General features: G+C 41.6%; 17 protein-coding genes. 8 read left to right on the top strand and 9 right to left on the bottom strand.

Annotated elements, in window-relative coordinates:
- Positions 1–48: 48 nt before the first annotated feature.
- Complete coding sequence (locus OW491_RS15385) at positions 49–1,296, top strand: hypothetical protein (RefSeq protein WP_290036777.1); 1,248 nt, start codon at positions 49–51, stop codon at positions 1,294–1,296.
- Here OW491_RS15385 and OW491_RS15380 read toward each other — a convergent pair.
- Positions 1,266–2,984, bottom strand: coding sequence for a hypothetical protein (locus OW491_RS15380; protein ID WP_290036776.1), 1,719 nt, complete (start codon positions 2,982–2,984; stop codon positions 1,266–1,268). The two genes, OW491_RS15385 and OW491_RS15380, sit on opposite strands and share 31 nt — an antisense overlap.
- A complete protein-coding gene (locus tag OW491_RS15375; RefSeq protein ID WP_075171371.1) occupies positions 2,981–4,003 on the bottom strand; it encodes a GNAT family N-acetyltransferase in 1,023 nt (340 codons plus the stop codon). Before OW491_RS15375 ends, OW491_RS15380 begins: the two co-directional genes overlap by 4 nt.
- A 101-nt stretch (positions 4,004–4,104) precedes the next feature.
- Between OW491_RS15375 and OW491_RS15370 the strand changes: the two genes are divergently transcribed.
- Positions 4,105–5,538, top strand: a complete 1,434-nt coding sequence (locus tag OW491_RS15370) for an oligosaccharide flippase family protein (RefSeq protein WP_290036775.1) — start codon at positions 4,105–4,107, stop codon at positions 5,536–5,538.
- On the opposite strand, the gene OW491_RS15365 is transcribed toward OW491_RS15370, so the two are convergent.
- From OW491_RS15365 to OW491_RS15355, 3 genes are read right to left on the bottom strand one after another with little or no spacing between them, the layout of a single operon-like run.
- Entirely contained in the window at positions 5,525–6,421 is an 897-nt protein-coding gene (locus tag OW491_RS15365; protein ID WP_290036773.1) for a polysaccharide pyruvyl transferase family protein, read from the bottom strand. The two genes, OW491_RS15370 and OW491_RS15365, sit on opposite strands and share 14 nt — an antisense overlap.
- On the bottom strand, positions 6,418–7,329 hold the full coding sequence (locus tag OW491_RS15360) for a glycosyltransferase family A protein (protein WP_290036771.1): 912 nt from the start codon (positions 7,327–7,329) through the stop codon (positions 6,418–6,420). Before OW491_RS15360 ends, OW491_RS15365 begins: the two co-directional genes overlap by 4 nt.
- The gene (locus tag OW491_RS15355; RefSeq protein WP_290036770.1) at positions 7,322–9,100 is read right to left on the bottom strand and encodes an asparagine synthase C-terminal domain-containing protein; all 1,779 of its coding nucleotides are present in this window, start codon (positions 9,098–9,100) and stop codon (positions 7,322–7,324) included. The genes OW491_RS15360 and OW491_RS15355 overlap by 8 nt, the downstream gene beginning before the upstream one ends.
- Positions 9,101–9,292: 192 nt before the next feature.
- On the opposite strand from OW491_RS15355, the gene OW491_RS15350 reads away from it, so the two are divergent.
- Both OW491_RS15350 and OW491_RS15345 read left to right on the top strand, forming a co-directional pair.
- Positions 9,293–9,541: an acyl carrier protein gene (locus tag OW491_RS15350; protein ID WP_075178672.1), complete on the top strand. Its 249-nt coding sequence runs from the start codon at positions 9,293–9,295 to the stop codon at positions 9,539–9,541.
- The gene (locus OW491_RS15345) at positions 9,541–11,274 is read left to right on the top strand and encodes a hydrolase 1, exosortase A system-associated (protein ID WP_354669563.1); all 1,734 of its coding nucleotides are present in this window, start codon (positions 9,541–9,543) and stop codon (positions 11,272–11,274) included. The genes OW491_RS15350 and OW491_RS15345 overlap by 1 nt, the downstream gene beginning before the upstream one ends.
- Here OW491_RS15345 and OW491_RS15340 read toward each other — a convergent pair.
- Positions 11,267–12,496: a pyridoxal-dependent decarboxylase, exosortase A system-associated gene (locus OW491_RS15340; protein WP_215150274.1), complete on the bottom strand. Its 1,230-nt coding sequence runs from the start codon at positions 12,494–12,496 to the stop codon at positions 11,267–11,269. The genes OW491_RS15345 and OW491_RS15340 overlap by 8 nt on opposite strands.
- Complete coding sequence (locus tag OW491_RS15335) at positions 12,493–14,073, bottom strand: acyl-CoA ligase (AMP-forming), exosortase A system-associated (RefSeq protein WP_290036768.1); 1,581 nt, start codon at positions 14,071–14,073, stop codon at positions 12,493–12,495. Before OW491_RS15335 ends, OW491_RS15340 begins: the two co-directional genes overlap by 4 nt.
- A gap of 101 nt (positions 14,074–14,174) precedes the next feature.
- Between OW491_RS15335 and OW491_RS15330 the strand changes: the two genes are divergently transcribed.
- Both OW491_RS15330 and OW491_RS15325 read left to right on the top strand, forming a co-directional pair.
- On the top strand, positions 14,175–14,939 hold the full coding sequence (locus tag OW491_RS15330; protein WP_290036767.1) for a serine protease: 765 nt from the start codon (positions 14,175–14,177) through the stop codon (positions 14,937–14,939).
- A 29-nt stretch (positions 14,940–14,968) separates the two neighbouring features.
- The gene (locus tag OW491_RS15325) at positions 14,969–15,490 is read left to right on the top strand and encodes a hypothetical protein (protein ID WP_178968161.1); all 522 of its coding nucleotides are present in this window, start codon (positions 14,969–14,971) and stop codon (positions 15,488–15,490) included.
- A gap of 12 nt (positions 15,491–15,502) precedes the next feature.
- Here the strand turns inward: OW491_RS15325 and prsT are convergent, their stop codons facing one another.
- Positions 15,503–18,103: an XrtA/PEP-CTERM system TPR-repeat protein PrsT gene (gene prsT, locus OW491_RS15320; RefSeq protein WP_290036766.1), complete on the bottom strand. Its 2,601-nt coding sequence runs from the start codon at positions 18,101–18,103 to the stop codon at positions 15,503–15,505.
- Between the two features lie 172 nt (positions 18,104–18,275).
- On the opposite strand from prsT, the gene OW491_RS15315 reads away from it, so the two are divergent.
- Both OW491_RS15315 and OW491_RS15310 read left to right on the top strand, forming a co-directional pair.
- Positions 18,276–19,031, top strand: coding sequence for a PEP-CTERM/exosortase system-associated acyltransferase (locus OW491_RS15315; RefSeq protein ID WP_290036765.1), 756 nt, complete (start codon positions 18,276–18,278; stop codon positions 19,029–19,031).
- Between the two features lie 196 nt (positions 19,032–19,227).
- Positions 19,228–20,724 carry a TIGR03013 family XrtA/PEP-CTERM system glycosyltransferase gene (locus tag OW491_RS15310; RefSeq protein ID WP_170870311.1) on the top strand — a complete coding sequence of 499 codons (1,497 nt, stop codon included), beginning with the start codon at positions 19,228–19,230 and terminating at the stop codon, positions 20,722–20,724.
- Between the two features lie 63 nt (positions 20,725–20,787).
- Here the strand turns inward: OW491_RS15310 and prsR are convergent, their stop codons facing one another.
- Positions 20,788–22,158, bottom strand: coding sequence for a PEP-CTERM-box response regulator transcription factor (prsR, locus tag OW491_RS15305; protein WP_075178676.1), 1,371 nt, complete (start codon positions 22,156–22,158; stop codon positions 20,788–20,790).
- Positions 22,159–22,176 lie beyond the last annotated feature (18 nt).

The following is a 22,176-nucleotide window of genomic DNA, read 5'->3' as shown; positions in this document are numbered from 1 at the left end:
TTGTCTAGCTAAAACATAACAGATAGACGTTATAAATGGAATGTTATAATGATTTTTGAGTCACTTGTATGGAAGGTTTACCAATGTGTTTTACATATGGCGTTAAGATTAAAAGGGAAACAGATCAGCAATAAAGAAATTAAATTACCCGATTTGAGTACGGCAAAAGATTGTGTATGGGTTTTCTGTACAACAATAGGTGAATTAAATTCGTGTCATGAATTTCTAGACAATTATACAAGAGGGTTGGGCCTTGTCATTGTCACTGATAAAGAAATCTATAAAGAATCATTTCTAAGAAAATTTCCTGATGCATATGTAATCACGTTAAGCGAATATAAAAAGGCATCGAAACAATTAACTACTGTGCTTAGACCTGTGCAGTTCATAATTTGTGAGATTCCTTGTTTACTACACGAGTCCCCTTGTCGTTTTGATTATCAAATTATCCGGGATATGCATTATCACAAAGCTAGTATTATTGTTATCAATGGGTGGTTGTATAAAGATAAAGTGAGCTGCAGGCAGGATTACATAGAGAAAAAATTATTCGAACCATACTATTTAAGGTTTGTAGATTATTTTTTTGTTCAAAATGATTTTGTTAAAAATGAATTGTTAGCCAAGGGGTGTGATGCAAATAAAATTTCAGTTATTCTGAGTTTTAAATTTGACTCTCTGTACAAAGAGGCAAAGTGTACCGATACGGTGGACGCTAAAAATTTGGAAGCTTATAGCAGTCGAAACATATTTTTGGCAGGTTCCTTGTCTGGTAATGTGGAGTTTGATCTAGTAATTCAAGGCTCCAAAAGTTTTATTGATAATGGTGGGCTATTGATAATTGCTCCAAGGCATCCGGAGATTGATAGCAATATTGTATATATTGTCTCAGCGCTGGAAAAAGAAAACATTTCTTATACTAAGCTATCTGATCGAAATATAAACAATCAACAGGTGCTAATAGTTGATACTTTCGGTGACCTTCCCGCTTTGCTCTATCATTCTGATAAAGTATATATTGGTAAAAACCACAACCTTATAGAACCGTTATCAATGGGAAAACCCGTAGCTACCTCTGAGGGTTGGTCTCATCAGTTCTCAACACATGAAATTTTTAAGTTTTGTTATGATCAAAACTTAATTGAGTTGTGTAATACACCAGAAGATATTCAAAGCTTTCTGCTATGTAATAGAGAACGAACGAATATCTTTTTGCCTGTAAGAAAAGATTCATCCGTAAACTTGGTCTTGGAAGAGCTGAAAAGTCAAGGTTTGTCCGTTGCGCAGAAGTGCTGAAAGAGAAACTCTAACGTTATAACAAGACCTAAGACCCTCTCATCTTTTATGTTTTCTATCACTACATATTTGTTCATATAAGAAAAGCTATCAATGATTTCATTGAACTTTTTCATATGGTTTTCAATATCTATTGATTGTTTTTTAATGTTTTTGAGTCGTTGTGAGTATTTTCTTAACCAAGCAGGTTTGTGGACGCTGATAAAATAAGAGGCTTTATAAGGCAGTGGTTTTTTTTCTACAAAATTGAAACCATAGTCGCTTTGGTAACTTGCTAAGTTGATATCTAAAAGCTTAATCATTTCGGATTGCATTCTTCCCATTTCTTTTATGCTAAGAGGGATTGAACTACTGTCCTTAACAATAGATTCATGCATAAATGGAAACAATGCGGCTCCAAAGTTATTATTAAGCCTTGCATCTCTACCAGCCCAGAATCGCCCTCTAAAATAGGGGTAAAGTTTTTCTATATCATTGCGTGACGTTGATGTGTCGGCTTGAATTCCGATAGCATTCTGCATCTTTTTTTCTATAGAATTTTCGTAATTAAACTCATTAAATCGTTCTGTAAATGCTTTAGGATCGTATTGGGAATAAAAAGTATGTACCAATTGGTTTAAAGAACTGGATGATTTTGGCATGTAATAAAAATTTCTATAAATCTCGCCTAAAGATCCATTAATTGAAACACGGCCATCTTTATTACGCATCAACCTATCTTTTCGGTCTATGCCGCCATCAAATATACCGTGTTCAACTTTCCAGCCATCGAACGCATAAAAATCTTTCATTGATTCTTCTAGGCTATAACATGCGTTTTGTGTGGATTTATCGATGATGGTCAAATTTAGCTTTTCTTTATAGGCTATGTTTTTGGCTACAGCAACATCATCACTTGTATCATTTCCGTACACAAAAAGATCCGGCGAGTAACCAAGAGATCTCATTAGTGATAATAGTAATCTTGAGTCATACCCACCGGAAAAAGATACAATTGCTCTTTCATCTATATTAACGTTAGATAATAGTGTTAATAGTTTTGAGTTTTCATGAGTGGCGAGTTCAGTAATGCTTGGGTTATTTTTTGTTTTAGTGCTCGGTGTGTTTGCTAGCTCTACGGTTCTGTCTTTTATCGTATAGTCATTGTTAACTACTACGTAATTATTATGTTCTATACTATTTACTTCATTAAAGAAGGTGTTGGTTCCAAATAAAGAACCGTTAATTAAATATTCATAGACTGATTCGGAATTTATGTTTAAGTTTTTACCCTCTAAATGGCAAAGGGCTAAAAACGAATTTGATAGAGAGTTGCATTTTTTGTTTGTGTAGAATTTATTGCATGATAAATTGTCATTGTATAAGAAAAGCGTATTTTCTTTGTAAACAATAAGCGTTGCTGTTAGCTCAGTTATACTTTCTGGGTAAATTCCTGGTGTGTGTGTATCAATGAATTTTAACCAAAAATCTTTATTAGATGACTTTAACTCACATCCTAGAGCAATTACGAAGTCATTATTTTTTTTGTGAAAAACAGGTGGGGCTCCTTGCAGATCACTAAATACTAATAAAGAGTTATCTCCTATTAGTATATCGTGAGTCAGATAGCCACCTGAGCTGCTGTAATGATCTATATATTTATTTAGATTTTTCCTTTCAGTTTGAGAGCATAAAATGTAAGTACTCATTTGATTTTTTCTCTTATACTCTTTATTGCTTTTCCAGTTTTAGATAACCAGTTCAGATGGAACATTTCTCGGGTATCGTTTGTCCATCGATAATGCCAGTCCATCATTTTTCCATAAAATTCTATTTGGCCTATCTGAGGGTCGTTAAATATTTTTTCAAACTGGAACTTTCTTAATACAGTAGCTGGCGAGAAACGTTTATAGTTTTCATCGTAAGTAGTTTTAAGAATAATGATTGATTGATTGCTTAATACTGTTAGGTCTGAAGCAATTATGGTGTCGCCTAGAAATAGCTGAAATATGATGGTCTGCTTATTATGAGCCAATTTTCTAAATAAGCTTTTATAGAATCTTCCTTGATCGTTATCCGGCGTTATTGCTGTATTAGTGCCAGATTTCCAGCCTGAACTTTCTAATTTTCCGTACTCTTCTATCGCTTCATCAATATCATCAGGGTCTGTGATGACTTTTAAGAGTAGTGTGCCACTTTCTTTATTTAGCCGGTTGACCGCTTTGTTGGTATTTTGACGTAGATTTTTCCCGCGTGATTCCCAAAAAGTATCGAAATTTTCTGTGGATTGTAGCGAGCCTGTTTCTATGTAGGGGAGTGTGTTGCATTCTTGTGATTGAGTTAGATTTAAGCATTCTAGTTTAGGGTCCTGTTGTGTGATACTAAACCCCAATGGCCACCAATGTAGTTTTTTTGCAAGCGACTTTATTAAGAGTTGCGTAGGAATGGTCGGGTCTTGTATCCATGCCCCTAACGGCGACTGCGAAGGCTGAAATGTTCGGCTGATTCCAAAACGGACTTTTTCCACAATCGTGATACACACGACATGTTCGCCTTGGTAGCATATGGCCAGTTGTAATGGGTTTTCTGCTAGATGCGATACGGCTTCACTGAAGAAAAGATGATCAAGTAAGATGAAGCCTCCATGTACACTATTGAGGCGATTCCAGTCTTCAGAAAATTTTGCCAGATTACTAACTGGCTCGATGTTCCATCCTAAATCTTTCATGCCCTGATCCCTGGCGATATTTGTTTAAATTTTAAGTTATATTAATTTATAGTTCCAGTATAAAGCCATATACTTACTTTTTTGTTTTTGGAATTTCTCTGATGGATTCAGTTAAAAAATCGTTGCTTTTTTCATTTTCTCAAAAGTACAGTGAAATTCTGGTTGGTTTCGTTTCTACACTCATCCTAGCGCGTTTATTAACACCAGAAGAAGTAGGAATATATTCCGTCATAGCTACCATAACAGTTGTCGCTCATATGGTTAGGGATTTCGGCGTGTCTAACTATATTGTTCAAGAACGTGAATTAACTGATGAGAAGGTCGTTTCGGCTTTCCTTGTTACATTCTTCTGGTCATATACAATTGGTCTTTCTTTATTTTGTTTTTCAATGCCAATCGCAAACTTCTTTGAGCGGTCTGAACTGCAGTCAGTTGTATTAGTATCTAGTTTGGGTTTTGCTTTTATACCGTTTGGCTCTGTTTCTCTTAATCTATTACGTAAAGATATGCAGTTTAAGAAATTGTTTTTTATTAATGTTTCTTCGGTTGTTGTATCGAGTATATTATCTATCACGTTAGCCTATTTAGGCTTTAGTTATATGAGCTTGGCATGGGGTAGTTTGAGTGGAATAGTGACGATCGTTGTCTTAAGTAGCTTTTTTAGGCAGCGTGTTAAAATTGCTATCCCGCGCTGGTCTGTTATCACTAGTGTATTTTCATTTGGTACTAAATCTTCCTACATATCAGTCATCTCTATGTTCGTTAATCAGTTGCCTGAAATTCTTATTGCAAAGTTTCACGGTATGATCAACGTTGGCTTATATAGTCGAGCAAATGGGTTAATTAAAATTTTCAATATGGGGGTGCTTCAGGGGATATTTCCAGTTTTATTACCGCACCTGGTTAATAAGCTTAAATCGGGCAGCGATATCAAAGAAGATTTTTTACAAACGATAGAGTTTATTACAACACTTGCGTGGCCTTTCTTTCTCTTCCTATCATTTTTCTCAACTGAGATTATACAGTTCTTATTTGGAGAACAATGGGTAGGGGCATCCCCTATATTGAACTTCTTATGTGTGGCAGCGGCAGCGGCAGCCGTTTACTCATTTAATTCTCAGGTGCTGATATCGAAAGGGCTAATTAATTTAGATGTGAAGACGCAGACCATTTCACAGGTTTTTTCTGCCTCCTTTTTGTTAATGGGGGCTTTTTTGGGTTTCAAGTTTATATTGATGGCGTTGATACTATCAAGATTCTTTACGTTAAGTCTGTCTTTTCATTACTGTCTTAAAGCGTTGGGTATTAAAGTTTCAGAGCTGCTTGTTGTTCTTACCAAGCCTGTAGTAGTTACAGGTGTTTGTTTCTTGTGCATAGAAATGCTGAGTGCGGCTATGGCTGTCGCTTTGAGCGGTCTGGTGTATTTGTTGGCTTGCTCCGCTGTCTACACTCTTGTTTGGTTGGCTTCTATCTACACAGTAAGGTCAAAATTGTTTGATATCATATGTGGCTTGTTACCTTTTAAGCGTCTTTGATTTTATTGAGCTCGTCGTTAAGGCGCTGTACTTTGGATGTAATTAGCGGACGGGAGGACAGCTGTGGGTGAACTGTTTGTGCTATTTTTTTTAGTTTAGCGGCGGTTGTGGCTATGACTTGCTTACTGCTCGTTGCGTTAGGGGCTGGGGTATAGTGTTTACCGAAGCAGCTTTTTATTAAAGCATTACGTTTGATGGTATGTTTTAGATAGCGGCCCAGCGTATAGTCTTCATCCTTCCAGACAGGGTTTAAGTAGTTAAATTGAATGTCTACTTCTACTGATTGCGACCAATCCTGCCATTTTCGTTCGTTGATATGATCATGTGCTTTGGCTGGTACCCAAGGTATACCGTAGGCATCCGCTATGATTGCTCCGTGCATTGCTTCTGTAATTACAAAATCACAGTGGGACAATGCGGACAAAAAGTCTTCAATTGATTGTCTTGGATCTATTAATAATATATCTGCATGGGAGCATACTGCCTCCCAATTTCCAAGAATTATACTTTCGACATGTGGAATGTAACCTATGCGAGAACCATTATTAGCTGGTAGTCTGCGCAATTGAGGGAGCAGGTAGGCCCCGTCTAACAAACTGAGATCTGAATGAATACCCAGTGTTTTTTTAGTAATAGGACCTCTAACGCCTACAAAATTCCAATGGCCTTGGGAGAGTGGAGGCAGGTTTCCATAGCCGATTCCTGAACTAATAACTGTATACTGAGAGGCTTGTGGAATCCGGTGATTTAGTAGTGTTCCTATGCCAATAAGTAAGTGGTCACTATTGTCGTCGATTTTGTTATCAAGGAGCTCTTTCCAAATCCACTCATTGATATCATCACCTACATTGCCTTGTGCAGATTTAAAGTAATACGGCTTCATTTACGCAATCCACTGAGTGCTAGATAGATAAAACATTTTACAGTTATTTTTTTAGTAAGCGCGCTTGTAAATGCTTTGTATGCCTTATCAAATTGCCCAGATTTGTATGCGAGGGCTCCATATTCTAGATGGCGACGATAGGCTCGCTGTTTGTAATCTTTAATATTGACGCTCTGCCCATCTGGACTCTGGTAGCCATACTTTACTATGGCAGAGTTCACTACTGCGCTTGCAAAATCTCTGGTTTTAATCGTCGAGGTTAAAGAGTCATGGTCGAGTTTGTATAACGTCAATGGCTTTTCTATTTTGCAAAAGAGGCCTTTTCGACTGAGGCGGAGCATTAAATCCCAGTCTTCCGCAACCGGAAGTTCTGTATCAAACAGTCCCGTATCTTCTAAGGCCGTTCGGCGAACCACTGCCGTACTTGTTAGGACGTGGTTGGTGATGAGCTGTTTGTGGTAGATCCAATCGCATTCAATGTTGTAGTTTTGTTGCTTGCTTTGGATACCTGATATGGCTGCCTCTTTGCTTTCATCCTTTTCAAACCATGGGTGAAAGTAAGTGTAGTAGCCAATCGCATTGGGGTGTAATTCTATTAACCTAACGATATTTTCTATTTTATCCGGCAGCCATATATCATCGGCATCAACAAAGGCGATGTAATCATACTGGCAGGCTTTAATGCCTGCATTCCTCGCATGAGAGACCCCCGCGTTTTTTTGGTCAATGACTCGAATATTGGATTCGTTAGATAGGATTTCAGCTGTTTTATCTGAAGATCCATCATTAACTACAATGATTTCACTTACGGGGTAAGATTGTGAGCGCACACTGTCCAATGTGGCAGAAATCGTCGCTTCACAGTTATACGCGGGTATGACTACGCTGAAATTGATTGTGCTAGCCATGTCGGGCCTTTAACCAAATTTCTAAGGACATTAATACCCAAATCATCTCACCATAATAGGCTGCATGACCCTCTTTATGATCTTTAATTAGCTTATCGATATAGGCCGGTTCAATAATATTGCGTTTTTTAAGTTCACTTAAAGAATCATAAGCCAACTCGCTCAGCGGAGAATAAGTTTCCATCCACACACCAAATGGTAACCCAAAGCCGTGTTTTGACTTGTTGATTGTTTCATCGGGTAGCCAGTTTTTAAAAGTCTCTTTGTAAAAATGGCGTAATTGTGAGCCTTTCAGCTTTAATTGATCTTCAATTTTTAATGATAAATAAACTAGCTCGTCATCGAGCATCGGGTAGCGCACATTGACTTCATTGATGCGACAAGCATTGTTGACTTTAACTAGGTCATTATCGGCTAGCGTGATTTGCCAGTCTAAATACATCATTCTATTAAGCATGCTGGCATTAATAGGCTGATTGTAAAGAGACTGCTGTAACAACATGGGTTGTTCTAAGTCGACTTTTTCTAAAAAGTCTGCTGTGAAAATCCCAGCTACATCGTCTCGTTCTAAGAAGTTGTAAGTTTGCAATCTTGCAGGTAAGCCGAGCTTTGCTTGTTTAATATAACTTTGCGCTTTGGCTAGAAACCTGTTTGAAAATTCTCTTTGTTCTAATAAGGGCTCGATAATGCCAGAGCGGAGAATTTTAGGGACAGAACGATAAAATTCGAAGACAGCCTGTTTGGCATAGCGTTCATTGCCTGCAAATAACTCATCGCCACCATCCCCGGCTAACATTGTGGCGACATTGTTCTCTTTGGCTACTTTAGAGCAAAAATAGGCTGGTAGGGCAGACGAGTTGCCAAAGGGCTCATCAAAGCTCGGGATTACCTTATGCAAGGCGCTAACAATGTCCTCAGGTGTCACATAATATTCATGGAGATTAATACCAAACTTTTTGGCTGTGATGCGTGCGTAAGCCATTTCATCATAGCCTTCTGCAGAGAAGCCAATAGAATAAGCTTCGCTTTGAGATGGATCTATTTCTGACAGCATACCGGCTACGGTAGAGCTGTCTAAGCCACCACTGAGAAATGCAGCACAGTTAGGTGCTATACATCGTTCAACCGCGTTTTTCATAGCAATACGCAGTTCTTTGCTTAATGCTGCAGCGCTTGTGCTTTGTTTTAGGTTGAAATGCGGTACCCAGTAAGTATCAGTTGTCCCTTCTAATTGAGAAGTGATGGTTAACTGTGTTGCAGCCGATAATTTCTGATATTGGCTATAGGCCGTGTTGGGTGCAGGGATCATGTGAAAGTACACATAATCGTACAGCGATTGGTTTGAGAGCTCACCGTCTTGGTTAATATCTGAAAGCAAGCTGCTAATATGACATTCACGACTATGCGGCTTTTGATGCCAAAATGCAGGTACGGTTGCAAACTTGTCGGTGTAAAGTGTCAACGTGCCTAGGCTATTGTTGAGCCTAGCTACGACAAATGAGCCTTGTAACGATTCTGGCGAAAAGTTTTCTGAGGTTATTTGATCATATAATTGCTGGTCTGTTGGTGTATTCAGACCTACAAAATAAGGATGGCCGGCAATAACTATAGTTTCTTCTTCGCCACGAATAATTCTGTCGGCCGCATGAATTGTGAGATTGTCATGACCAAAGAGTGATTCACCCTTCTCTAAAACCAGAGATAAGTGTAGATGGCTCGTGAGAGAAGGTTGGGGATTGCTGTTGAGCGTGTTTTGCGCGTCCGTTGCCATGCCTACTTCCATTCCTTGCTGACTATTACTGGCATCATCATCCTCTGATGAAAAGCTATTCTAGCTATCTCGTTGATATTTGTCCTGTTAAGAATACTTTTTTATTGGTTTTTGTGTGTCATTACTTATCCTGATACAGGATAACGAGTATCATAGCGTTTTTTACTGAACTGTATATGACAGGAGGTTGTTTTGGTTGCTGTTCAGGAAATCGTCACTGTACTTGATAGCGTTTTGCAATTGGGTGACAGGGCAGAACAATTTGATGAGTCCACAGCACTGTTAGGCAGCATTCCTGAATTTGATTCAATGGCTGTTGTTATGGTGATTGGCGCGTTAGAAGATAATTATGGCTTTGTCGTTGATGATGACGAGATGAGTGCTGATATCTTTGAAACCGTTGGTGCATTGCAGCAGTTCGTTAACGCGAAATTGGCTTAATGTCTATGGATAGTTATTTCATAAAGGGCCCTAATGGAGCCCTTTTTTTATGTGACTACGGGAAGGAATCTTCGTCATGTGTTATTCATTTCCCTGCGTTTGCTGAGGAAATGAATAAATCTCGCCATCTCGTACACCTGCAAGCAGAGGCTTTAGCTCATCAAGGCTATCGAGTCTTGGTGCTGGATCCATTTGGAACCGGCGATAGCGAAGGTGACTTTAGTGAAGCGACACCACATCGCTGGGTTGCCGATTATAATTTCTTAATATCATTGCTTGTTGAGCAAGGTGTTCAGCACTTTGTTGCTTGGGGGTTAAGAGCGGGGTGTTTATTGGCAGGTGCAGTTGCTCAACAGAGCCCTGTTTTTGATCGCTTTTTGTTTTGGGCTCCCGTGCTTGACGGAAAGTTGATGTTTACTCAATTTTTACGACTACGCATAGCGGCTTCTATGATGTCGGGCCAGCGAGAAACAGCTAATGAGCTTAAGTCACTAATATCTGATGGGGAATCTTTAGTAGAGATAGCAGGGTACGGTATACATCCTGATATGCCTAAGCAACTGGAAGGGCTTTCTCTGCGCGTAAACGATTTTGCTAAAGCTGAGCAGGTATTTTGGGTTGATATTAACAGTCGTGAAGTAGAGCTAAATTTGCCAGCGCGCCGCCTGGTTGAGCAGCTATCGGATGTGCTCGTAGTGGATGTGAAAAATGTCCTAGGTGACGCTTTTTGGGGTACGCAAGAGTTAGTCAGTAATCCTGAGCTGATCACGCAAACAGCTAGTTTGTTGGGCCCTGCATTATGTGGGCCGCCAGCACTGACGTCTGTGAACACTACTGAAGGCGAAAGTAAACCGCTCAAAGTAATCTGTAATGGGGTTGCCCTTAGCTGCTTGCTGCATGAAGGAGCAGGTGCGAATCTATCAGATACCGCTGTTATTATAGTAGTGGGTGGCCCGCAGTATCGGGTAGGCAGTCATCGACAGTTTTTATTGCTATCTAGACACCTAGCAGCTCAAGGTATCACGAGCGTTCGATTTGATTACCGGGGTATGGGAGATTCGTCTGGCGAACTGCTTGGTTTTGAGTCGGTTGATGACGACATTCGATCGGTTGTTGATGCACTGTTGATTCACAAGCCTTCAATCAAGCGTGTTGTGCTGTGGGGGTTGTGTGATGCAGCTACCGCTTCGGTTTTCTATGCTCCCAGTGATAAGCGTGTTGCTGGTTTAGTGCTGCTTAATCCATGGGTAAGAAGTGAGCAGGGCGAGGCTGAAGCGATGTTAAAACATTATTATTTAGAGCGCGTTTTATCAAAAAGCTTTTGGAAAAAATTGTTCAGTGGCGGCGTGAATATCAAGCAGTCTATTAGCTCCTTTGCCGCTTTGATTAAAACACGGTTTTCAGTGTCTAGTGCTACCGATAAATCATGTCCGCAGGCATCGTTACCTCGTTTAGAATCAGGACTCGACTTACCTGCACGCTTGAATGCGCATTTGCAAGTTTTTGCAGGAAGGTCGCTTGTTATCTTGAGCGAGAATGATCTGACAGCAGCTGAGTTTCGCTTAGCTATGAAAGGACAGGACGGGTTATCGGCGTGGTTTGAAAGTAGTATGGTGGAATCGCTTGAGGTCGAGGATGCAGACCATACCTTTTCTACGCAGCGGTGGCGTGATCAAGTCGCTGATGCCACAGCTCGGTGGGTACAGCAACTTGATCAAAAGGCGGCTAAATAAGTATTTGTTTGGGTTGTGGTTGGCTTAAAAAATCCCGAGGGCTTGCAGTAAAGCCGTATGCTCCAGATTGGTAAACGGCGATTAAATCACCAATTTCCAGAGGTGCAAGCTCAAGCTTATCCGCGATAATATCCAACGGTGTGCACAATGGCCCTACGACACTAACCTTGTGAAGCGTGTCAGCCTCCATCTTGTTGGCAACACAAACCGGATAATTCTTACGAATGACTTGGCCAAAATTGCCTGACGCCGATAAATGGTGATGTAAACCACCATTGGTAATGACGAAGGTTTCGCCGCGCGATTCTTTAATGTCAGTAACCTCGGCGATGTATAGGCCGGCCTCACCTACTAAGTAGCGACCTAATTCCATGACCACTTGAGCATTGGGCAGTTTGTTTTTGCAAATCGCGAGTTGTTGCTCAAGATTGGTGGCGATTGTTTCAAGTTCGAGCGGCTGTTCGCCCGGAAAATATGGAATACCAAGGCCGCCGCCAATATTTAGCCACGTAATGTCATTTTCGACACCTTCAGCTAACCGGTAGGCCAGTTCAAGTGTTTTGGTTTGAGCTTCAATAATGGACTCTGGTTTTAAGTTTTGTGAGCCACTAAAAATATGGAATCCCTTGAAGGTGACAAGGTTTGAGGGAATGGATTTTATAAGAGCTGGGATTTGCTCGGCATCAATACCAAAAGGTTTTGCTCCGCCTCCCATGCGCATGCCTGATGACTTTAGTTCAAAATCTGGATTTACGCGTAAAGCAACAAGCGCCTTAATTGATAAAGCTTCGCTGATATGAATAATGCGATCTAGTTCGAGAGGAGACTCGACGTTGATAATTACCCCAGCCGCTATTGCTGAGCGAAGTTCTTCACGTGTTTTTCCAGGACCAGCGAAACTAATTAATTCGGCTGGTATTCCTGTATCAAGTGCGACATGCATTTCAGCCACTGATGCTACATCAAGGCCATCGGTAATTGCAGCCATGTGATTTACAACAGCCGGCATCGAATTGGCTTTGATCGCATAATGCAGATGTAGAGAATCCGGGAAATAACGACGTAATTCGGCCACTTTACGGGTCATTATGCTGCGGTCATAAAGATAAAAAGGTGTGGATCCTACGCGCGCAGCTATACGGGATATGGGCTGCCCACCTGAAACTAGTTCGCCTTCATGTGATGAAAACTGTGTCATTGGTGCATGCTTGGGCTTATTCACGATTCTAGCTCCATAAAGTGATTGCTGTATTGCTCGGCTAGCATTTTACGGTCGATTTTGCCGTTTTGGTTTCGAGGTAATTCCGTTACATGTACATAATGTTTGGGGTGCATATAAGCGGGAAGGTTGCGCTGAAAATAACGCACAAATTCGCTTGTTTCGATCTCAGTGTCCGTCACCAGTATCAGAATGATCGCTTCACCTAATTGTGGGTGCTTGGCACCTATGGCGACAAGTTCTTTTGCTAGTCCCGAAGCATATACGACTTCTTCAACCTCTGTTGGGCTTACGCGGTAGCCTGAGGTCTTAATCATTTCATCAGCTCTACTTATAAAGTACAGATAGCCATCTTTATCTTTCTTTACACGGTCTCCTGACCAAACCGCTATTTCTGTAAGCGGCACTTCAGTACAGCCGCCTGTGGGTATGGGCTTGAAACGAACCGCAGTTTTAGCAGGGTCATTCCAATAGCCGAGTGATACAAGCGGGCCACGGTGAACCAGCTCTCCGGGTTCGTCTATGTCGCACTCTGAGCCGTCTTCTCTTAAAACTAATACCTCTGCGTTCGGTATTGCTTTGCCCATCGATTCAGGACGTATATCAACTTCTTCAGGCGGCAAAAACGTAGACCTGAATGCTTCTGTTAGGCCATACATTAAATAAATTTCAGTAGTAGGTAGTTTTTCTCTAAATAGTTTTGTCGTAGAGACAGGCATGGCGCCGCCACTGTTTGTGATATAGCGCAATGTTCCCCTTGTTTCTTCAGGCCAATCCAGTTGGGCGAGTTGGTTCCATAGAGGGGGCACGCCTGCTAACCCTGTTATAGAGTAACGGCTAACTGCTTTAATTACGTCGCGAGGGAGTAAATAATCCATTAGAACCACGCTCGCACCTACGTGAAAGGCTGTGGTAAGTTGGCTTAAACCATAGTCAAAACTAAGAGGTAAAACGGCTAAAAGCACATCATCTGATGTATTTTTTAAGTAGCTTGCAACGCTTTGCGCGCCCGTAAGCATGTTGCGATGGGTTAAAACGACCCCTTTGGGGTTACCCGTGCTGCCTGAAGTGTACAAAATAGCAGCGAGATCACTGTCGATGCGCTTAGGGAATTGAGCCTTAGGCGTTTCCGAAAAAGTAGACCATGTGGTAAAGCAAATAGATGCAACCTCCGGACCTAGTTTTGAATCGGTCAGGACGATGTCGCTTAAGTATGGACAGGTATTGATAACATCCTTTAATAAGTGAGTGCGATCGGATGATGTGACGACTAGTCGGACATGGCAGTCATTTAGGATGTAGCTAACCTGAGCGGGCTTAAGCAACGGGTTGATTGGTACAAAAACAGCCGATGCGCGGGAAGCGGCGAATAAGGTAATCACAGCCTCTAGTGTCTTAGGTAAATAGACAGCAACCCGGTCATTGGACTTAATGCCCGCTGCTATAAATGCAGAAGCGGCTCTATCAATGGCTTCGTTGAGTTCACGGTAACTAAGCGTAGTGTCTTTGAGGCGAAGGGCGGGTGACTCTGGTGTGCGCTGTGCTTGTTGTGTAATCAAGTCGTCCAACGTGGCGAGCATGAAATAATTCCTTTAGCTGCATGAATCCTTGGTTCATTCTATAGCTTTTGGGTAGTATGTGTATACGTTATGGAATTAAGCTCGTTTCAAGGATGCGCAATATGAAAACATTTTCGATAAGCCATTTTCTTTGTATCTTATTGCTGGCGTGCTCCTACTCTGCGCATGCTGATCTCAGTCAAACCATCAAGCAAGTTAAACCAAGTGTGGTTGCTGTGGGCGCTGCATATCCGCCCAAAGCTGTACCGCGTGGTAAGAAACCGTCGACCTATTGGGGAACAGGGTTTGCCATAGGGGCGGGTAATGAAATCGTGACTAACTATCATGTAATCTCTAGCCATGAGGTTGATATAGCTAAAAATGAGAAAATGGTTGTTTTTGTCGGCCAAGGTGAGCGTGCCAAAGCCTATCCAGCCGTTGTGCATAAAGTCGACCTAGAGCACGACTTAGCTATTTTACGAATTGAAGGTAAGGTAAAGCCTTTGACGCTTGCGAACGCTTCATTGATAGACGAAGGTAAAGAAGTGGCCTTTACTGGCTACCCATTGGGCATGGTGTTGGGTTTATACCCTGTTACCAATAAAGGCATAATTTCGGCGGTAACACCGGTGGTAATGCCTGCATTTTCATCTAAATCGTTGACTGCGGCACAAATAAAAAGACTTAGATCGCCTCTCAATGTCTATCAATTGGATACATCCGCTTACCCGGGAAACAGCGGCAGTCCTCTCTATGACCCTGAGACCGGGGCGGTTATCGGGGTGTTAAACAGTGTTTATGTTAAAGGCACTAAAGAAAGTGTATTGGAAAACCCCAGCGGTATTAGTTATGCCATTCCTGTTCGGCATGTTCATAATTTGCGCTAGCATTTTAGTAGCGGGCGGAAGGGAAGCCTATGATGTTGTTAAGTCGAAGTAAGTTGGCTTATAAATTAGGCTTAGTGAAGCCTCAGGTGCGACTCTTAGTTTTATGTATGGAGAATATGTGTCGATCACCTTTGGCAGCCGCGTTGATTATTGATGAGTTAAAGCGCCAAGGCGCGGATCATGTGGTATCGGTCAAGTCGGCCGGTGTGTCTGTGTCTATGGTGGGCTCTAGGCCAGATCCGCGTGTCTATCGGCTCGCGCATGAACACGATTTTGTATTATGTTCGCACCGATCAAAACAAGTTTTGCCTGAAGAGTTTTCTGAATACGATTTAGTGTTGGCTGTTGATAAGCAAGTACAGGATAGGGTGGCGAAAGAATACCGGTATCAAGTGCCTTTGTTTTTAGATTGTTTGGGAGAGGAGGGGCTAGAGATACCGGACCCTTATTACGGAAACGCTTCGGGTTTTGATGATGTTTATCACCTGTCTAAGCAAGGAGCTGTGGCAATAACTAACATGCTATTGCCACAGCTTAAACTTACCTCCTAGTCAGCCAGTCCTCTAAAGACCAACTTCCTTGGCTGTGTCTAAAACGTCTTTATTGTTAGGTGCGAGCTCAAGAGCTCGATTGATAAGTGATTTTGCTTTTTCTTTATCACTGTCTTTCAGCAGCCAAGCCGAGTTATTAAGCGCTATTACATTATTGGGGTTGGCTGTGAGTGCTTGTTCATAAGTTACCAGTGCATTTTTGTTATCTTGAGAGGTTAGATACAGGCTTCCAAGGGCTGTGTAAAAGAAGTCGCTCTCTTTTTGCGCTTTAATTTGTGCTTTTGTGAACTCAACAGCTTTTGGTAGCTCATTATTTTTGCTGTATACGCTAATCAGTGCGTTCGCGTATGCAATATTTTCAGTTTCAGAGAAGGCTTTTTTCAGGGCTTGTTCAGCTGTTTCGTATTTTTGCTTGCTTAGGATTGTGGCGCGTAATGGGTGTAAGGCTTTGCTCTCGGGGGTTAGAGTGCTTAGTGTGTCAGTAAGCGTGTTGGCTTCCTTGATATCGTTGCTTCTGATCGCCTCGTTGATGGCGATGATTAAGAAAGGCTCTGAGTCGCTGTGGTTTTTCTTTTGCCTATTCAAATAATCAGATGCTTGCAATGTTTGCCCGGATTTTTTGTATGTTTCGTATACTAAGAGAGCTGTATTGGCGGACGGGGAAATTTCGTATGCTTTTTTAAATGCATCTAAAGCAGTAATGTATTCTCCTATCATGAAGCGAGATCTTCCAAGTAAAATCTGAGCTTCCGCTGTGTTGGCATTATTTAAAGCATTGAGCTGTGCGATAGCGGCAACAGGTTTCTCGTTAGTGAGCTCTATTTTGCTTAACAGGATACGCGCTTCGTCGCTTTGAGGGCGAAGTTTAATTGCCTTTTGAAGCTCTTCTATAGCTTGGTCTTTTGCGCCTGTTTGGAATAGTGCTTTTGCGTAATCAATTGTAAGTGGGTAGTTGTCAGGGATATCTGTGTTCGCTTGGCCTAGACGTTTTATCATTGACTGGCTGTCGCCTTTTATTGAGTCTATATAGGCTAGCTGTCGAATAGCAGGTGCATAATTAGGTTTAATATTTAGGGCGTTATTAAAATGCTCTTCAGCTTTATCTAATTGCTGGTCAAATAGGTAAACGGTACCCTTAAAGCTCGGGATAATGGCATTGTTAGCTAAGTTTGAGGGAAGCTTCTCTACTTCTTTAATGGCTTCATCAAACCTTTTTTCTCGCGTTAAGGCTTCAGCAATCGCTAGAGAGGCTAAAATACGATTTTTACTGTTTTCTGGGATGTTGGCGAGTTCTGCAATGGCTTCTTCCGTGTTGCTTTGTAGGAAATAGCTTTGGGCGAGGCCAAACTTAAAATTTTCGTTTTCTGGTTGTTGTTCCAAGGCCATCTTGAAGTACTTTTCACTATTTTTGGCATCTCCCGATCGGAGGTTGACATTAGCCAGTAAGGCGATAGTGGATGTGTCAACGTTACTGCCCGAGCGATCAATAATTCCCGATAGTGTTTCAGAAGCCGATTGTAAGTTGTTCTGCTTTATTTGCGCCATCGCTAGCAGTTTATTACCCGTTGGATGATTGGGGTATAGTTTGGTAAAGGCTTCTAGCTGTTGTTCTGCTTGTTCTAAGTTGTTCTCTTGGAGGTTTAGATTGCCAAGGAGGAGGAGTATGAAAGGAAATTTGGAGCTAGGTAGTACTTTTTCAGCATACTCCTTGGCTTTAGGAATGTCCTTGTTATCAAATGCAATGAACGCTCTGACGTAATTAATCATAGGGTCGGAGAGTGATTGTTTCTTATAGGCGGCGGGAAGCTTCTCTAAGACCGCTGAGGCTTTTTCCAAATCCATAGCATGCAGGTATTCATAGCTCAAGTTACGAATAGCAATGTACGTGGTATCGGGAGCTTTGCCTTGTGAAAGCTCGAGTGCTTTTTGAAAAGAGGCAATTGTGTTACTTGAATTTTTTTGGATACGGTACAGATCCGCTTTAGTAATCCAGGCGCTAGCATCTGATTCGTTGCTTTCAATGGTCGCATCGACCTTTTCAAATGCGAGATCAAGCTGATTGTTGATAACAGAGACTTTGGCCAATCCAAGTTGAGCTCGAACATTATTAGGGTCAAATTGGAGAGCTTGGTCGTACATTATTTTGGCATTATCTACTTGCCTATTGCTCAGTAGTGCATCGCCACTAAAGCTTTTTTTTATGGCTTTAAGTTGTTCAGAGTCATCAGGGAAAACGACGAACTTCTCGATTACAGTATCAGTGTCGCCAATCTGCAGTAGGGCTTTTCCTAATGTAGTAAAAGCCTGGGGTGAATTGGCGCCTAACTGCACAGCTCTGCGAAGTTCTACGGCGGCAATAGGAGTATTGCCTGTATCAAAGTAAAGTTTGCCTAACAGGAAGCGGGACTCGGGGGCATCGGGTGATTTCTGAATAGCATTCTTTAAGCTAATCTCAGCGCTTTTAAATTCTTTGTTTTGTATATACTTTTCAGATTCTTCTATATATTCAGCGTAAGTTTTATCGCTTGAATTACAGCCTGTCATTATAGCTGTAGCTAATGCAACAGAAAGTATTTTACTGATGATGCTTTTTTCTAAAAAAGAGGGCTTCATAACTGACTCTATTTCCATGTCAACTTTACCCGCTCAATTTACCATGTAAGTGTTAATCATTATATGCGACTTGATTATTTTTCATGATAATCCTCTGTTCTTGAACTAGTCTTGAGATATTAAGTGAGTTAAGTTTTTTTATCTGTCTCAATATTGAGACACTGGGTGTACTATGACATTATCTCTAGCAGAGAATTTTAATGAATACTTTTGTGTCAGCTTAGCTATTACGGAAGAAGAAAAGCTAGAAGCATATAAGACGCGTTACCGTGTGTATTGCGAAGAGTTTGAGTATGAGGAAAAAGAGAATTTCACCAGTGAAATGGAGAAAGATGACTTTGATGATATTTCGTATCACTGCCTTATTACTCACCGTTCCTCAGGCTATACGGCTGCTTGCGTAAGGCTTGTTCCTGCAACATTAAGAGATAACCAAAAGGCAGTTTTGCCATTGGAGAAGTATTGCTCAAAAGCACTAAATGATGAATCTCTTGCCCTTTTAGGGGGGGAGCGAGTGGGGTTGGGAGAAATTTCACGTTTAGCTGTAGATGCTACCTTTAGGCGGCGTGAGAGTGAAAAAAGTGCGCGTTTCGGTAACCTGTATGCTTTACAGTTTGATGAGGCAGAAAAACGTTTATTTCCTATAATAGCTGTCTCAGCATTCTTAGCGACGACAGTTTTGGCAAAGCATTTTCAGCGCGAGAAGGTGTTTGCAATGATGGAGCCTTTTTTGCCTCGTTTGCTTAAACGATCTGGTTTCAATTTTGTAAAAGCGGGTGAAAATATGGACTATCATGGAGTGAGAGCCCCTTATGTTATTGAAACTAATGCGGCCTATGAAGGAATAAAACCTGAGTTAAAAGAGCTCTATGATGTTGTATACCAACAACTATTACCGAGCTTGGAAAAATATAGCAAAGTAGCTTGAGCCAAATTGGTATTGGTTGCTTTAGAAATCATATGTGATGGTGTATATTACACCACTTAAACGAGTCTTTTTGTTGTAGCATCTTTAAGGATTAAAGATGTTTCATTCGTTCATGTAGTACAGAAGCTCGGCTTCTGAGCACGTTGAAACACTAATCTTTTCAAAGATTAAGGGCTTATAGCCAGGGATGTTTGTAATGGAAAAAGTCAGCGCCTCTGCATACACGCGTTCAGATTCAATCGCGTTAGATGCGGCTAACTTAAATGACAAAAAGGGATCAAAGCGTAATGGCTCTCTTTTTGTTGGTAAATTTCGCCTTTTCAACCATTACGTCCATGGCCAATTTCTTTTGCTGGCGGCCACTGAGTTTGTTGCGCTATCGGCGTTGATGAGTTTTCTATCTGGTTGGCAAGTTGAGGGGCTAGGCGATGCAATCCGCATGCTATTCCCCCCTTTGATGTTAGCCTTTTTCTTGTCGTCAGTAGGTCTCTACGATACACGGCAGCGCGCTGATTCTGCTTATGTTCTAAAGCGAATTTTCGCTGCTTTAATTTTATCCACAATTAGCTTATATCTAATCAATGTCGTTACCGTGTGGATTAGAGGGTATCCTTTATTCACGCTTGGCATTACGGCGGCAGCGGCTTCAGCAATTGTTATATTGCTTATCAGGGCTGCCTTCTATCGTTGGGTCGATGGCATACTGCTTAAAAGGCGAATATTAGTATACGGTACTGGCCATCGAGCATCCCATATTAACCGTTTGCGCCGAAAGGCTGATCGAAGAGGTTTCGAGTTAGTTGGTTTTGTTGAGGCCTCAAGTCACGAAACCGGCGAGGCTTTAGTCGATGGTGCTAAGGTTGTAACTCATCAGGCTTGTCTTTCTGAATGGGCGGTTGAGCATAATATTGATGAAATTATAATTGCGATGGATGACCGTCGGCAGTCGTTGCACGTCGATCAATTGCTTCGTTGTCGGATGAGCGGGATCGCTATCAATGATATGTTGGATTTCTTTGAACGTGAGAGAGGGGTGATTGAGCTGGATTTGTTTAATCCCGGCTGGATGATTTACTCGCGCGGTTTTAACCCTGATGCGTGGAGAGCCATTAAAAAGCGCTTTATTGATCTTTTGGCTAGTGTGTTTTTAATTACTCTTTTTTCACCTTTTATCTTAGTTACCGCCTTGGCGATTTGGATTGAAAGTAAGGGTAAGGGGCCTATCTTTTACAAGCAACAACGGGTCGGAAAAAACGGCCTTCCTTTTGATGTATATAAATTTCGAAGTATGCGAACTGATGCTGAATCCTCGGGCAAAGTTCAATGGGCACAGAAAAACGACCCACGTGTTACACGTGTAGGCAATATTATTCGTAAATTTCGCATTGATGAATTGCCGCAGCTATGGAATGTTTTAATCGGAGATATGAGTTTGGTCGGGCCAAGGCCTGAACGCCCACAGTTTGTTGATCATCTGAATGATTTGAATGCACTGTATGGTGAGCGTCATCGAGTGAGCCCTGGCGTCACTGGCTGGGCGCAATTGTGCTACCCCTATGGAGCCTCTGATGAGGACTCTTTGCAGAAGCTTCAATACGACTTGTATTACGTAAAGAATCATAGTTTCTTTTTAGATATGTATATTTTAATTCAAACAGTCGAAGTCGTGTTATTCCAAAAAGGATCGCGGTAGCCTTCCTGTAACTTGGATTAGCCGAAAGAACTTTAAGCCGCTGTAGTTATTGCAGCGGCTTTTTTATTGGTTTTTAGGGTGGATATCGTATTTCTCGAACATGCTGTATAAGGTCGGCCTGGTAATTCCTAATAGCTTTGCTGTGTCTGAAATACTTTGGTTGGCATGTTGAAGCGCGCGTAAGATAGCTTTGCGCTCGGCTTCTTCTCTTATTTGTTTTAAATTGAGAGGTGGGGTATCTGTTGAGTCTGTATCGTCTATATCTAGGTCGTCAGACTCTACCAGTAAACCATCAGTCATTATGACGGCGCGCTTTATTTTGCTTTCTAATTCTCTGACGTTACCTGGCCAGTCATAGGACTCAATTGCCTGAATCGCTTCAGGACTAAAGCCTCGTAAGCTTTTACCGTACTCTTGGTTGAAGCGGGTTAGAAAAGCTTTGGCTATAAGCAGAGCGTCTCCTTCTCTCTCCCGAACAGCGGGGATATTTATCGTTATTTCGCTGATGCGGTAAAACAAGTCTTCCCTGAAGCGTCCTTCTTTAATATGTTCAGCTAAGTTTTGATGGGTGGCGCAAATTATTCGCGCATCGATTGGGATTTCTTTGCGTCCGCCAACCCTTTCAATGACTCGTTCCTGTAGGAAGCGTAATAACTTGGCTTGAAGCTCGTAGGGCAAATCGCCTATTTCATCTAAGAATATAGTGCCACCATCTGCCATTTCGAATTTGCCGATCGTTTGTTTGACGGCGCCCGTGAATGCGCCTTTCTCATAACCAAAAAGCTCGCTTTCCAGTAAGTTTTCAGGGATTGCTGCGCAATTTATCGCGACTAGCTTTTTGTTTGAACGGTTGCTCAGATTATGTATGGCCTGAGCAAACAGTTCTTTGCCCGTTCCGCTTGCGCCAAGCAGCAAAGTGCTGATGTCGGATGGCGCTATTTTCTCTATTGTACGGCATGCTTTAAGCATGCTGGCACTGTTTGCGATAATGCCATCTAGTGGCATAGATTGATGGCTGTTTAACTGCAGGCGCTTATTTTCAAGCTCAAGTTCGAAAACTTGATACGCTCGATTAACTATAAGCTTTAAGATTTCAGGATCAGCTGGTTTCTGATAAAAATCGTAAGCACCCAGCGCTATAGCCTTAACCGCATTCGCTCTGTCATTATCACCAGTGATGACAATAACTTTAGTTTCAGGTGTGAGTCGCAGAATCTCTTGTAATGTAGCAAAGCCTTCCGTGGTGCCACCAGGGTCTGGAGGTAGTCCAAGGTCTAGTAACACAACACCAGGTTCATTACGGCGTAAGTGTGTAATCGCCTCTTCACGTGTACCTGCTATGGATACTTCAAAGTCATCAAAGCACCAGCGTAGCTGGCTTTGTAGACCTTCGTCGTCTTCTACGATGAGTAGATTTTTTGATATTCCATTCACGTAATTCTTCCCTTTGCT

Origin of the sequence: Neptunomonas sp. CHC150 (genome assembly GCF_030397555.1) — a bacterium.
Classification (GTDB): Bacteria; Pseudomonadota; Gammaproteobacteria; order Pseudomonadales; family Balneatricaceae; genus Neptunomonas; species Neptunomonas phycophila.
This window is presented reverse-complemented; position numbering and strand designations above follow the sequence as displayed.

Bases quoted from the DNA above. Each gene is read 5' to 3' on its own strand.
- OW491_RS15385 (WP_290036777.1), top strand. From the start codon at position 49: ATGATTTTTGAGTCACTTGTATGGAAGGTTTACCAATGTGTTTTACAT.
- OW491_RS15380 (WP_290036776.1), bottom strand. From the start codon at position 2,984: ATGAGTACTTACATTTTATGCTCTCAAACTGAAAGGAAAAATCTAAAT.
- OW491_RS15375 (WP_075171371.1), bottom strand. From the start codon at position 4,003: ATGAAAGATTTAGGATGGAACATCGAGCCAGTTAGTAATCTGGCAAAA.
- OW491_RS15370 (WP_290036775.1), top strand. From the start codon at position 4,105: ATGGATTCAGTTAAAAAATCGTTGCTTTTTTCATTTTCTCAAAAGTAC.
- OW491_RS15365 (WP_290036773.1), bottom strand. From the start codon at position 6,421: ATGAAGCCGTATTACTTTAAATCTGCACAAGGCAATGTAGGTGATGAT.
- OW491_RS15360 (WP_290036771.1), bottom strand. From the start codon at position 7,329: ATGGCTAGCACAATCAATTTCAGCGTAGTCATACCCGCGTATAACTGT.
- OW491_RS15355 (WP_290036770.1), bottom strand. From the start codon at position 9,100: ATGGCAACGGACGCGCAAAACACGCTCAACAGCAATCCCCAACCTTCT.
- OW491_RS15345 (WP_354669563.1), top strand. From the start codon at position 9,541: ATGTCTATGGATAGTTATTTCATAAAGGGCCCTAATGGAGCCCTTTTT.
- OW491_RS15335 (WP_290036768.1), bottom strand. From the start codon at position 14,073: ATGCTCGCCACGTTGGACGACTTGATTACACAACAAGCACAGCGCACA.
- OW491_RS15330 (WP_290036767.1), top strand. From the start codon at position 14,175: ATGAAAACATTTTCGATAAGCCATTTTCTTTGTATCTTATTGCTGGCG.
- OW491_RS15325 (WP_178968161.1), top strand. From the start codon at position 14,969: ATGATGTTGTTAAGTCGAAGTAAGTTGGCTTATAAATTAGGCTTAGTG.
- prsT (WP_290036766.1), bottom strand. From the start codon at position 18,103: ATGAAGCCCTCTTTTTTAGAAAAAAGCATCATCAGTAAAATACTTTCT.
- OW491_RS15315 (WP_290036765.1), top strand. From the start codon at position 18,276: ATGACATTATCTCTAGCAGAGAATTTTAATGAATACTTTTGTGTCAGC.
- OW491_RS15310 (WP_170870311.1), top strand. From the start codon at position 19,228: ATGGAAAAAGTCAGCGCCTCTGCATACACGCGTTCAGATTCAATCGCG.